Origin of the sequence: Kitasatospora sp. NPDC057738, from assembly GCF_042798815.1 — a bacterium.
GTDB classification, from domain to species: Bacteria; Actinomycetota; Actinomycetes; order Streptomycetales; family Streptomycetaceae; genus Kitasatospora; species Kitasatospora lactacystinica.
Genome location: NZ_JBHVJT010000011.1, coordinates 62,899 through 74,390 on the forward strand (window position 1 = coordinate 62,899; position 11,492 = coordinate 74,390).

Annotated in this window: 11 protein-coding genes; 4 read left to right on the forward strand and 7 right to left on the reverse strand. The window is 73.5% G+C overall.

Features of this window, described 5'->3' with window-relative positions; all coding sequences use genetic code 11:
- Positions 1-38 precede the first annotated feature (38 nt).
- Both ACFVGO_RS08425 and ACFVGO_RS08430 read right to left on the reverse strand, forming a co-directional pair.
- On the reverse strand, positions 39-629 hold the full coding sequence (locus ACFVGO_RS08425) for a hypothetical protein (protein WP_380631156.1): 591 nt from the start codon (positions 627-629) through the stop codon (positions 39-41).
- A gap of 183 nt (positions 630-812) precedes the next feature.
- Positions 813-1,832: a LuxR C-terminal-related transcriptional regulator gene (locus ACFVGO_RS08430; protein ID WP_380631157.1), complete on the reverse strand. Its 1,020-nt coding sequence runs from the start codon at positions 1,830-1,832 to the stop codon at positions 813-815.
- A gap of 139 nt (positions 1,833-1,971) precedes the next feature.
- Here ACFVGO_RS08430 and ACFVGO_RS08435 point away from each other — a divergent pair, with 139 nt between their 5' ends.
- Both ACFVGO_RS08435 and ACFVGO_RS08440 read left to right on the forward strand, forming a co-directional pair.
- Positions 1,972-2,142, forward strand: a complete 171-nt coding sequence (locus tag ACFVGO_RS08435) for a hypothetical protein (protein ID WP_380631158.1) — start codon at positions 1,972-1,974, stop codon at positions 2,140-2,142.
- Between the two features lie 57 nt (positions 2,143-2,199).
- A complete protein-coding gene (locus ACFVGO_RS08440; RefSeq protein WP_049653364.1) occupies positions 2,200-2,427 on the forward strand; it encodes a response regulator transcription factor in 228 nt (75 codons plus the stop codon).
- A gap of 164 nt (positions 2,428-2,591) precedes the next feature.
- Here the strand turns inward: ACFVGO_RS08440 and ACFVGO_RS08445 are convergent, their stop codons facing one another.
- Entirely contained in the window at positions 2,592-3,773 is a 1,182-nt protein-coding gene (locus ACFVGO_RS08445) for an RICIN domain-containing protein (protein ID WP_380352057.1), read from the reverse strand.
- 296 nt (positions 3,774-4,069) lie between these two features.
- Here ACFVGO_RS08445 and ACFVGO_RS08450 point away from each other — a divergent pair, with 296 nt between their 5' ends.
- The gene (locus ACFVGO_RS08450) at positions 4,070-4,369 is read left to right on the forward strand and encodes a hypothetical protein (RefSeq protein ID WP_380631159.1); all 300 of its coding nucleotides are present in this window, start codon (positions 4,070-4,072) and stop codon (positions 4,367-4,369) included.
- A 330-nt stretch (positions 4,370-4,699) separates the two neighbouring features.
- On the opposite strand, the gene ACFVGO_RS08455 is transcribed toward ACFVGO_RS08450, so the two are convergent.
- The 3 genes from ACFVGO_RS08455 to ACFVGO_RS08465 all read right to left on the reverse strand — a co-directional run bounded on the left by ACFVGO_RS08455 (position 4,700) and on the right by ACFVGO_RS08465 (position 8,214).
- Complete coding sequence (locus tag ACFVGO_RS08455; protein WP_359904596.1) at positions 4,700-5,521, reverse strand: SDR family NAD(P)-dependent oxidoreductase; 822 nt, start codon at positions 5,519-5,521, stop codon at positions 4,700-4,702.
- A gap of 638 nt (positions 5,522-6,159) precedes the next feature.
- Positions 6,160-6,720, reverse strand: coding sequence for a hypothetical protein (locus ACFVGO_RS08460; protein ID WP_359904593.1), 561 nt, complete (start codon positions 6,718-6,720; stop codon positions 6,160-6,162).
- A 375-nt stretch (positions 6,721-7,095) separates the two neighbouring features.
- On the reverse strand, positions 7,096-8,214 hold the full coding sequence (locus tag ACFVGO_RS08465; RefSeq protein WP_359904590.1) for a hypothetical protein: 1,119 nt from the start codon (positions 8,212-8,214) through the stop codon (positions 7,096-7,098).
- Between the two features lie 380 nt (positions 8,215-8,594).
- On the opposite strand from ACFVGO_RS08465, the gene ACFVGO_RS08470 reads away from it, so the two are divergent.
- Positions 8,595-10,034: an alpha/beta fold hydrolase gene (locus tag ACFVGO_RS08470; protein WP_359904587.1), complete on the forward strand. Its 1,440-nt coding sequence runs from the start codon at positions 8,595-8,597 to the stop codon at positions 10,032-10,034.
- A gap of 29 nt (positions 10,035-10,063) precedes the next feature.
- On the opposite strand, the gene ACFVGO_RS08475 is transcribed toward ACFVGO_RS08470, so the two are convergent.
- A complete protein-coding gene (locus ACFVGO_RS08475) occupies positions 10,064-11,422 on the reverse strand; it encodes a PP2C family protein-serine/threonine phosphatase (protein WP_380631160.1) in 1,359 nt (452 codons plus the stop codon).
- Positions 11,423-11,492: the final 70 nt, after the last annotated feature.

The following is an 11,492-nucleotide window of genomic DNA, read 5'->3' on the forward strand; positions in this document are numbered from 1 at the left end:
GGCTCCGGTCCGGAGCCGCACCGGGACCACCCCGGTGGCTACCGGCCGACGCCGGGCCCGGGGCCTCTCCCGGGACGGGCCCGCGGCCCGGTCCGCGGTGTCGGGATCTGAAGCACCGCATGCCGTGAGCCCGGCTCGGGCAGCAGCGTGCAGGTCGAACGGCGCGGGACGAAGAGCGCCTGGCCGCCCCGCAGTCGGACCGCCAGCGGCACCCGGTGCGCGTCGGTCGAGGCGGTGGAGCCGGTGGAGCCGGTGGAGCCGGTGGAGCCGATCGGACCGGGGATCGTGTCCGTCGAGGCCGTCGGCGCACCGACCAGGATGTCGGTGACGGAGGACAGCTGGAGTACCAGGAGCTCCTCCGAACCGGCCTGTCGCATCTGCGCCGCGTGCGGGTCCGCGGGGTCCTGAGGGAGGATCCGGACGGTGACGCCCAGCAGTGTGCTCAGCCCGGTGGCGAGGGCTGCCGCGGCCTCCGCCGTGGACGGGTCGCCGGTGACGGGGGGCTCGTAGTCCGTCCACAGGACGGCCGGTCCTCCACCGGACCGGGCCGAGAGGAACGCGGCGAGTTCCCGGAGGTAGCCGCTCTCGTCGACCGGTTCGTTCTCCTGATCGTCCTGCCCCCACTGCACCGTCGTCCCCCGTTCCGGAGCCTCGCGACGGGAGGCTTCCCTTCGCCGGGCTCCATCATGGATTCCGGTGGTGGCGCCGGGACAGTCACGCGAACCCGGTCCCGGGCCTCCGGTCCCGGGCTCGCGTGACCCTGCCGCCCGCGTGACCCGGCCGCCCCCGTACCCCCGTCTCCCGGGGTGCCGCTACTCGCCCAGCAGCCCGGTACGGGCGGCGGCCACACCCGCCTGGAACCGACTCTCGGCATCCAACTGACCCATGATGTCGGCGATGTGACGCCGCGCGGTGCGCAGGGACATCCCGAGGCGGCGGGCGATCGTCTCGTCCTTGAGCCCGGCGGCGAGCAGCCGCAGGATGGTCCGGTCGATCTCCTGGGAGACCTGCTCCAGGCCGTCCTCGGTGGCGGCGGAGAACGGCCTGGCACACGACCAGGACTGTTCGAAGATCTCGCACAGGTAGGCGACCAGTGACTCCTGACGGACCGCCACCGCGCCCCAGGAGCCGTCGCTCGCGGGGATGAAGGCGAGTTCGCGGTCGAAGACGATGATCCGGCCGAACAGCTCGTGGACGGTGCGGTACTCGCCGCCGAGCGGCGAGGCCGCTTCCACGTACGCCTGGCTGGGGCCGTTGAAGCGTGCGGTGTGGTGGTAGAGCGTGCGCATCCGCACCCCGCGGGCGAGCAGCGCACGGTCACGGCCGAGGGCTTCCTCCATGGCCGCCGGCACGCGGCTTCCGCCGCCGGGCTGGCTGGCCAGCACCTCGCTCCGGCAGCTGTCCGAGGCCCGGTCGAGTGCCGCCCGTACCTCCTGAAGGCTGCTGATGACCTCGACCCCCTCACCGGCGCCGGCCGCCCGTCCGCCGCGCTGGTAGTGGGGGAAGAAGCCGACGAGTCGGGCCTGTCCCCTGGCCAGCTCCTCCTGCTCGCGGCGGATCCGGGCCTCGGCGGGGGCGGCGAGCCGGGCCATCGCGGCCTCCGGTGCGACGGCGTAGCCCGCCGCCGGGTCCTGCGGATCCGGGTACACCAGGCGCAGGGCGCTCAGCCGGCGTACCGAGGCGGCTGCCCGGTCCGGGTCCAGTCCCAAGTCTGCGGCGATGGCCTCGGGTTCGAGCCGGTGGTGTTCCAGTACCCAGGAGTAGACCGCCACGTCGACCTGATCGGGTTCCGCTCCGCCCGCCCGATCGTCCGGTTCACCGGAAATGTCCATGTACATCCCCCAGTCACTTTGCTGCCACCCAGCTTGGTGAGGTGGTCGGCCCGTAGGCGCGTGATCATCTCGGCGACATGCTAGATCACAGGCCGGGACCCGCTCGGCGGACCATCGAGGTTCCCTCCAGGAGGACTCCATGAAGCGTTTCATCACCGCCGCCGTACTGCTCGCGGCACTTCTCGGGATCAGCGCCCCCGCCGCGCTCGCCGTTCCGCAGGACCACGCGACGGCGGCCCCCAACGTTCACGCGGACGACACCTCGTGGGGCGGCGCGTGCACGACCCCCGGCTGCCAGCCCATCTACTGAGCGGTCGCCGTGACTGCCGCCTCCGTCCGACGCCCCCTCAGCCAGGAGAGTGCCCCGATGTCCCGACCCGCCACCGCCGCCCCCGCCCTGAGCCGCCGGGAGGTAGAGGTGCTGGAGCTGCTGGCCCGAGGAGCCACCTACGACACCATCGCGCGCCGCCTCCAGCTCAGCCCGCACACCGTCGACACCTACCTCCGACGGATCCGCAGCAAGACCGGCGCCACCACCCGCATGCAGTTGGCGCTGTTCGCCTTCACCCACGGCCACGGCCTCCCCGCCTCGTGACGCGGCCCCGGGGCGCGTGCGCGACGTCGGGCCGGACACGGGCCCGCCCCCGCCGGCGGGTCCCGGCGGGGGCGGAGTCAGGGGCGGAGGCAGGGGCGGAGGCAGGGGCGGGCTCGGGCGAGGGGGCGGGGTCGGGCGAGGGGGCGGGGTCGGGCGAGGGACGGTCAGGGCTTGATCGTCCAGCGCTGGTTCCAGTCGTTGGTGCAGGTCCAGACCCCGAGGGCCTTGTTGTCCTCGTCGTAGGTGAGGCAGTCGTCGGTGCTGACGCGGATCTGGTACTCGCCGTCGCCGAACGCGAAGACCTCCCACTTCTGGGCGGCGGAGCCCGTCCAGGGGCGCGCCTCGGCCAGGTAGCTCTTGGTGTTCTCGGTGAGGGCCAGGCCGGTGACGGCGTTGGTGATCTTGTAGAGCCCGCCGGCGTCCTGGGTGAAGACCCAGCCGGTGGACTTGGCGGCGGTGCTGGTGGCGGCGGTGACCGGGGTACCGCTCGCGGAACCGTTGGCGGCGGGCGCCCTGCCGTTCCTGACGCTCGGGTGCAGCGTGCCGCCCAACTGGGCGGCGCCCGAGTCGGCGACACCGAAGCCCATCCGGATGTGGCCGCCGGGGATGCTGCTCCCGGTGTCGCCGGTCTCGTGCGCGGGGATGCCGGGGGTCTCCGGGCTGCTGATGGGGATCGCGGGGACGGTGATGATCTGGCCTCCGATCGGCACCTGGGGCGTCGAGGGGGTTCCGGGCGGAGGGGTGGAGCCGCTGGAGGACCCCGGCACCACCCGGGCCGGGAAGTGGATGATCCGGCCCCCACGGCCGCTGGTGTCCGAGTCATGGCCGATGAAGGCCCAGTTCATGAAGCCGCCGTCACCGTAGTTGACGAAGGTCGACTCGCCCGCGAAGACCCAGACCTTGAAGTCGTCGTAGCCCTGCGGCCCGCCCTCCTTGTCGTGGTGCTCCAGCTTGACGTCGTCCTCGAACATCACCCCCCGCATGTTCGCCGAGTAGTCGTTCTTGAACCACTTGGTGTCGAAGGCGTCCGTCCCGTCGTACTTGAAGACGAGGACGTTGTAGCCGGGCGCGGCACTGCTCAGCTTGGAGACCAGGGCCTGGGTGAACTGGGCGTTCTCCATCTTCGCCTGGTTGGCCGCACCGAGGACGAACTTGACGGTGTCGGCGACGGCGCCGATCAGGGCGCTGGTGCAGTTGCCGCCCCCGACGCCGTCCTTGCCGGCGCAGTCGGCCGCGGCGGCCGGGGTCGGGGCCGCGACCAGAGCCGTACCGGCCCCGGCGAGGAGGCTGACGGCCAGGGCGGTGGCGGTGGCGGACTTCTTCAGGCGGGCGCTAACGGCGCTCATGATGGGCTGCTTTCGGACGAGTTCGGAGGAAGCGTCAGGCGGACCGGCACAACGCGGTACGGGTGCGGGCGGCCAGGGGGGCGTCGCCGCCGCCACCTGTCCGGTCCGCCTTCCTGCCGGCGTTCCGTTCGGTGAGGTAGATCTTGCCGAGCCGCGATGGTCACGGACAGTCACGAAGATCCGGTGCCGGAGCGGCGGTACCTGGATCACGTGACACGCCCCGCGGCCGGAGCGGTGACGGAACTGCCGCCGGACGGAGGCCTGACAGCCGCGGGTCCCGCCTGTAGCGTCGCCCCATGACCGACGAGATCACGGCCAGGGCAGGCAGAGAGTTCTACACGTTCGACGGCCGGATCCTGGAGGTCTTCGGGAGCTGTCCGAAGCGGTTCCACATCCGGAACACGGACCTGCGGGTCACGGGCCCCGACCGGAAGGGGAGGCGGACCGTCGAGGTCGTCGCCGGTCCGCCCGAGGCCCCGGCGACGCAGCACACCTGGCACCTGTCGGCCGAGGAATGGCAGCGGGCGCAGGGCCTGGAAGCCCTGCTGGAAACGGTACGGGCGGCCATCGCGTCCGCCCGGGGGCACGGAGCCTGAGGGTTCTCCGCAGCTGCGGCCGGGGACGGCCGCAGCCCTGTCAGCGGCTCGGTCTTGACAAAGCATTGGCGGCGCCTCGGCCGGTGATCGTCCGCTGCTGTTCGCCGGACCCGTCACAGGTCCGCACGCCGATCACCTTCCGGGAGCGCCCGAGCCCCGGGGGGCCTCAATGGGTGCACCCGGTGCCGGTCGCACGCGGCACCGGGTGGGTCCATCGGGTCAACGCCCGCTCTTCCGGCCGTGGTTGGCCCTCTTCCTCCGCCGGGCCCTCTTCTCGCGGGCGCGCTTGGACATCGTGCCCCTCCTCCCGGTCCGTGGGGTGCCGGCGGTTCAGGCGGCCCGGCCGGCCAGCTGGTCGGCGAGCTTGGCCAGGCGCTTCAGCGAGCGCTCCTCCTGGACGGCCGGCGCCACGGGCGCGACCGCATCGCCGTCGAAGTAGGCGCCGTTGGCCACGACCGTCCCCGGCAGGCAGAGCCGCACCACGGCCGCCGCCCCCTCCGCCGCCGGCGCGCCGGTGCGCCCGTACAGCGGCAGCAGCGCGGTGGCGCACTGGCCCGGGTCGAGGCTGACGGCGGTGATGCCGGAGCCGGCCGGGGCCATCCCGGCGGTCGCCATGGTGAGCGCCAGCTGCGACTGCGCGTACGCGGCGACCCGCGAGTACCTCTTCGTCCGGTGCGGGTCCGACCAGTTCATCGAGGCGGTGCGGTGCAGCGAGGAGGAGACGTTGACGATCCGGGCGTCGCCGGCCGCCGAGAGCGGGGCGCGCAGCAGCCTCGCCAGCAGGTGCGCGGCCAGGAAGTTGACCTGGAGCGAGACCTCGTTGCCGTCGCCGGTCAGGGTGCAGCGCTCGGGCGCCATCGCGGCGGCGTTGTTCACCAGCAGGTCCAGCGCCGGGTAGTGCTCGACGACCGTGCCGGCCAGCGCCGCGACCTCGGCGAGGTGGGTGAAGTCGGCTGCCAGTTCGACGAGTTGGTTCCGCCGGGCGCCCGCGGCGACCAGCCGCTCGACGGCGTCCGCCGCCTCGGCGGCGGTCCGGGCGTGCACGAGCACGGTCGCACCGTGCCCGGCGAGCAGCCGGGCGGTCTCCCAACCGATTCCGGAGGAGGCACCGGTGACGAGGGCGGTACGGGCGGACAGCACAGTGTCGGACATGACCCATCCAAGGGTGGAAGGCACCGGCGGGGCGCGGGAGTTGCGCGGCACGAGGCCGCTCGCTCCCGGGGCCGCCGGTGCGGGAAAGGTGTGGTGCGATGAGAGGACGCCGCCCGTCCCCCGCCCCTCGGAGCCGGTCGGGGCCGAGGAACGGGCGGCGGCGATCGGCACGGAACCGGTGGAGGACACCGAAACCCGTGCCCCGCGGCCGGCGGAGAGCGGGAAGCGGCTCGGTCCTACCGGACGGCGGTGGCGACCGCGACAGCGACGATCCGCGGCCGACTGTGCGGCGGGCGGTCGTGGTGGCGTGTCGAGCGGTGCATGTGCTCCATCAAAGCCCGCCCGCGGGCCCGGGGCAAGCGCGTTCACCCTCCCTGACGAACCCCTGACGAACCCCTGACGCCCACCGACGCGCTGCTGACGCGTCGTTGACGCGCGCACTCGAACGGGGTGCCCACGGCGACCGGTGTCCCGGAACACGGCGGCACGGGTGCCGTCAGCCCCTGCGGTGCCACCACGCCAACTCCGCGTCCGCCGTCGGTTCGTGGTGCGTTCGCCGGAGAAGGCGGCCGCGCGCCGACGGGAGAGCTCTTGTTCACGGCCCTCGCGCCGACGACCCCGGCCCGGTGTCCGGTGCGTCAGCCGGTTGCCGGCCCCGGCCGGTGGGACAGGCGGATCACCGTCGTGGAGTCGACGGTGCGGGCGCCGGCCATGGTGCCGCACCCGGTGCTGATGCTGGTGCCCGTACCGCTCAGCGTGTCACCGGCGAATCGCGCGCTGTCGGAGGTGACCCTGCCGGCGGCGACCAGCGAGGCGGTCCCGTAGGCCTTGACGACGTCGACGCGGTCGAACCCGAGCGTGGAGACGGCGCCGTCCGCCCAGGTGACGCGGGTGGCCGAGGTGTCGCCGTGCTCGTCGCCGGTGCATTCGGTGCGCGGCAGGGTGACGGTGTGGTCGACGGTCCCGGCGGCAACGGGCCGGCCTGCCGGGTCGACGCACTTCACGGTGCCGGTCATGTGCAAGGTGTCGGCCTGGGGTGCGTTGCCGCCGCCGGGGTCGACGGGGGTGTCGAAGGTGCCGTGGAGGGTGCGCACGCAGGTGGCGTCGACCTCGGGATCGGCGGAGGCGGCGCCGGCCGGAATGGCCGCTTCGAGGAGTGCCACGGCGGTGAGTGCGGCGCCGACGAGTACGGGTTTCATGAGCTGGATTTTCTCCTGTTGAATTCGGGTTCGATCAACGATTTTCCTGGGCCACGACTTCGGCGCCGCGCACGGGAGCCAGGGCCGTAACCACCCGGTCCACCCGCGAGAGATATTCCGACCGGGAAACGATCTGATCGTTATCCGAATCAAACATTGAGAAGATACGACGTTCTACTTCATCACACACAGCAGTCCCCTCCGGTATTCGTCCGCGGTTTTCCGGAACCGCACAATACCGACGGAGACGCCGGTTCCCAGGAGGCGCGCGATCCGGGGAGGCGCCCGATCCACCCGCCACCGGCGGGCCGCGGTGCACCGGCCGCGACCACCGCCGGTGCACCGCTCCTCCTGGTTCCCGCGCCGTTCCCGCGCTCAGTGCAGGACGTCGAGGGCGTTGTCCGCGTCGTTGACGAAGTAGACGGCGTCCCGGTCGAGGTCCAGCGCGAGACCGAAGAGCGCGCCGGCGCCCGGCGGAGTGCCCTCGTTGTTGATCTGCTTGCTCGCCACCTGCCGCCCCTCGGGAGTCGTCTCGACGATGTTGCCGTCCCCGCCGTTGACCGTGAGGATGTCACCCCGGGGTGCGATCGCCAGCCCCAGCGGGGCGTTGAGGCCGCCGCCCTCGGTGACGACCCGGCCGATGCCCGCGCTGTCCGTGCGGGCTACCGCGTGCGGGATCGCGGTGATCCGGCTCAGCACCGCGTCGGCGACGAACAGCGTGCCGTCATGGCCGAGGCCGACCCCGGTCGGGCCGACCACCAGGGCCGCCGGGTCCGTCCGCTCGGGGAACCCGGAGCCGATCTCGGTGGTGGCCACCCGCTGCGGCGGCCGGTCGTCCTCGGTGCACAGGGTGATCCGCAGGACGGTGCCCCGGTCGACCTCCGCACCGCCGCCGGCGACCGTCCCGTTGAGCACGTTGGTGACGAACAGCTCGCTGCGCTTGCCGGTGCTGACGGCGGTCATGTCCCACGGACCGTTGATGCCGTCGCCCGCGATGGTCTCCCGGACGGTTCCGTGCCGGTCGAGCACCAGCAGGCAGCCGGCCTGGGCAGTGTCGGACGTGCCGTCCGCGGTGGGCAGGCTGCCGACCACGACCCAGCCGCCGGGCAGGACGGTCAGCGCCGTGGTGAGGCCGACCCCGCCGGGGCAGGGGCCGGGCAGGTTGTTCGGGTCGATCGTGGCGAACGTCGTCCTGCTGCCGCCCGGGGTCACCTGGACCAGGGTGGTGCCGGTGCCCTGGAGGTTGGCCGAGTTGTTGAAGTTGCTGATCAGGACGTTGCCCCGGTGCAGGTCACCGACGCTCTCCTGGATGGTGAACGTGCCGTACGGGTTGACGTCGCCGTTCTCGGGGACAGTGGACGCGACGGCGGACACGGTGTGCAGCCGGTCCAGGAACGGCGGCGGGTCCGCCGCGCCGGCCGGGGACGCGGCAGCGGCCAGACCGAGGGTCAGCGCGGTGGTCACCAGCGCGTTCGAACATGCCCGAAGCTTCATGTGCACATGCCTTCTGGAGGGCGGACCGGACCTCCGGTTCCCGGACGGCCCGACCCGCGGAAGTACTCGGATCGCCCCCGGAACGCCACGCTAGGCGCAGGCCGCCGCACCCCGCCTCACGACGTCCGCCAAACGCTGATCACACTGAGTGACGACAGTGCGCCGATGCTCGGCGGGGCGCTGGACCTCGTCGGCATCGCCCTGCCCGAGACGGTGCAACACCCGTACGCGGGCGCCGCTCCGCCTTCCGGGGCCGTCCGGGGCCTGACGGTTCGTTCCCACTCGGATCCCGCCCGAACGCTCGCCATCGACGCGCCCCGGGCGCAGGCTGCTTCCGTGACCGTGTCCGTACGGACGCGGTGCGAGCGGAAGGACGACACATGACGAGCACACGCGGCCGCATCGCCGCCCTGGCGGGCGCCTTCGCGGTGGTCGCCGGCACCACCCTGGCGACCCCCGCCCTCGCCTCCACCGGAGCCGGAGCGTTGGCCGGAGCCGGAGTTGAGGCCGGTGCCTCGGCCGGCGGCGAAGCCCCGGCCGGCGGCGGGATCACCGGGCAGGCACCCTGCCCGGACGCGCCCGAGTTCACCTGCGGGACCCTCACCGTCCCGCTCGACCACAGCGGCGCCACCCCCGGCAGCCTGGACCTCGCGGTCGCCTTCACCGGCAACACCAAGGCGCCCAAGGGCGACCTGCTGTTCCTCACCGGCGGCCCCGGCCAGCCCGGCGTCCCGACGATCAAGCAGATCGCGGGCAAGCTGGAGCCCGTCCTCAAGGACTACCGCCTGGTCATGTACGACCAGCGCGGAACCGGCCGGAACGCGCTCCAATGCCCCGGCCTCCAGGAGGACATGGGCTCCTCCGACCTCGCCCTGCCGCGCAGGCAGTCCGTCACCGACTGCGCCACCGCCCTCGGCACCGACGCCCGCCACTACAGCACCGCCGACACCGTCGCCGACATCGACCTGCTGCGCCGCGCCCTCGGCGACCGGCGCCTGACCCTGGACGGCGTCTCCTACGGCACCATCGTCGCGAAGCGGTACGCGCTCGCCCACCCGGCGCACGTGGCCCGGCTGGTGCTCGACTCGGTGGCGCCGCCACAGGGTTTCGACCCCCTCGACCTGGCCGCGCTGCCCGCGAGCGCCCGGATCCTGCGGGCCGTCTGCCGGGCCACCGGCTGCACCACCGACCCGGCCGCCGACCTCGCCGCCACCGTTCGGCGGTACGGCAACGGAGCGCAGATCCTGAGTGCGCTCACCGGCTACGAGTTCATCGACCCGGACTACGGCGGGGTCCCGGAAATCCTGCACGAGGCCGCCGCCGGGCAGCCCGCGAAGCTCCAGGACTTCTTCGAACTCGTCCACCGGGAGGTCGACGCCGCCCCGGCCGAGGATCTCAGCCAGGGGCTGCACTCCGCCACCCTGTGCGCCGACTCGCACTTCCCGTGGGGCACCACGGACACCCCCGTCGAGGGCCGGGCGGCCGCGCTGGAGCGCGCCCGGCAGCGGCTGACCACCGAGCAGACCTGGCCGTTCGACCCGGCGACCGCGACCGGGCTCGGCAGCCTCCTGGTCTGCCTGGACTGGCCGCGCGAGCCCGTCCCGCCGATCCCGCCGGCGCACAGCATGCTGCCCGACGTGCCGGTGCTGCTGCTCGGCGGCGACCGGGACCTGGCCACGCCTTATGAACTGCTCTTCCAACAGGCCGAGTTCGCGCACCATCCGCAGATCGTGATCGTCCCGGGCGCGGCCCACTCGGTGCAGAACCGGGCGGCGAACCCGGCCGGACGGCAGGCGGTGTACGACTTCCTGCTGAAGTAGCGGGGGCGGCGTCGGCCCCCGGGGCGGGACTACGGCCGCCGGTCGGTCCGCTCCTCGGCAGGGGTGCGGATGGCGAGGACGGCCATGTCGTCGTGGCCGTCGCTGGGGTGGTGGTCGGCGAGGAAGCGGACGAGATCGTCCAGGGGTTCGCCCGCGTGGGCGGCGGCGAGCTCGGCGAGCGCGTCCAGGCCGCGGTCGATGGGATGGTCGGGGTGTTCGACGAGGCCGTCGGTGAACAGGACGACGGTGCTTCCCGCGGGCAGCGGCTCGGAGTGGTCGGGGCGGTGGAGCTCGGGGTCGATGCCCAGCGGGATGCCGGGTTCGCCGTCCAGGTACCGGGCTCGGCCGTCGGGGGTGAGGACGAGGGGCGGCGGGTGGCCGGCGGTGCTCCAGTGGACGGTCCAGCCGTCGGCGGCGGGTTCGATCCGGGCCAGGCACGCGGTGGTGACGGGCAGGTCGGTGATGGCGCGCACGGTGAGGTCGAGCCGGGTCAGCACCGAGCTGGGAGGGCTCCCCCGGTCGTACAGCAGGGCGCGCAGCATGTTGCGGGCCTGGGCCATGGCGGCGGCGGCGTACAGGTCGTGCCCGACGACGTCGCCGATGACGGCGGCGCAGGCCTGGTCGGGCAGGACGGCGGCGTCGTACCAGTCGCCGCCGACTCCGGCCGGTTCGGCGGCGGTGCGGTAGACCGCGGCCCCGGAGAACGGGCGCAGGTCCGGCAGCGTGGGCAGCAGCAGCCGCTGGAACTGCTCCGCGCTGTCGCGCAGGTGGCCGAACAGGCGGGCGTTGTCGATGGCGATGCCGGCCGCGCCCGCGAGGGCGCGCACGATCTCCTCGTCGTCCTGGTCGAACGGCCGGCCGTCCGCGCGCTCGGAGAGGTAGAGGTCGCCGTAGATCTCGCCGCGGACGGTGACCGCCACGCCCAGCAGGGTGCGCATCGGCGGGTGGCCCGGGGGGAAGCCGACGGAGGCCGGGTGGGAGGGGATGTCGTCCACGCGCAGCGGCTCGGGGTGGCGGATCAGGTGGCCCAGTACTCCGCGCCCGTGCGGGAACCCGGTTCCGGCGAGGGCCGCGCGCTCCTCCTCGGTCAGGCCGGCGGTGACGAACTGCTCCAGGTGGTCGCCGGAGGGGGCGAGGACGCCGAGCGCGCCGTAGCGGGCACCGGCCAGGTCCATGGCCGTGGTGACGATGCGGTGCAGCACCGCGGGCAGGTCCAGGTCGCCGCCGATGGCCAGGACCGCCGACAGCAGCCCCTGCAGCCGGTCCGTCGACCTCGCCAGGGCGCGCAGCTGCGCCGCGGCGCCCTCCACCTGTTCGTCCGGATCGGGCCCCGGCCCCGGCAGGTCCCCCTCGGCCGGTGGCCCGGCGGGCTCCCCCGCGGGGCTCATGACATCGCCTCGTTCATGACCGCCAACGCTACCCACGCCACCTCCGCCCGGCCGGGAGCACGCGCCCGGC

Coding starts and splice junctions, on each gene's coding strand:
- ACFVGO_RS08430 (WP_380631157.1), bottom strand. CDS start 1,832: ATGGACATTTCCGGTGAACCGGACGATCGGGCGGGCGGAGCGGAACCC.
- ACFVGO_RS08435 (WP_380631158.1), top strand. CDS start 1,972: ATGAAGCGTTTCATCACCGCCGCCGTACTGCTCGCGGCACTTCTCGGG.
- ACFVGO_RS08440 (WP_049653364.1), top strand. CDS start 2,200: ATGTCCCGACCCGCCACCGCCGCCCCCGCCCTGAGCCGCCGGGAGGTA.
- ACFVGO_RS08445 (WP_380352057.1), bottom strand. CDS start 3,773: ATGAGCGCCGTTAGCGCCCGCCTGAAGAAGTCCGCCACCGCCACCGCC.
- ACFVGO_RS08450 (WP_380631159.1), top strand. CDS start 4,070: ATGACCGACGAGATCACGGCCAGGGCAGGCAGAGAGTTCTACACGTTC.
- ACFVGO_RS08455 (WP_359904596.1), bottom strand. CDS start 5,521: ATGTCCGACACTGTGCTGTCCGCCCGTACCGCCCTCGTCACCGGTGCC.
- ACFVGO_RS08460 (WP_359904593.1), bottom strand. CDS start 6,720: ATGAAACCCGTACTCGTCGGCGCCGCACTCACCGCCGTGGCACTCCTC.
- ACFVGO_RS08465 (WP_359904590.1), bottom strand. CDS start 8,214: ATGAAGCTTCGGGCATGTTCGAACGCGCTGGTGACCACCGCGCTGACC.
- ACFVGO_RS08470 (WP_359904587.1), top strand. CDS start 8,595: ATGACGAGCACACGCGGCCGCATCGCCGCCCTGGCGGGCGCCTTCGCG.
- ACFVGO_RS08475 (WP_380631160.1), bottom strand. CDS start 11,422: ATGAGCCCCGCGGGGGAGCCCGCCGGGCCACCGGCCGAGGGGGACCTG.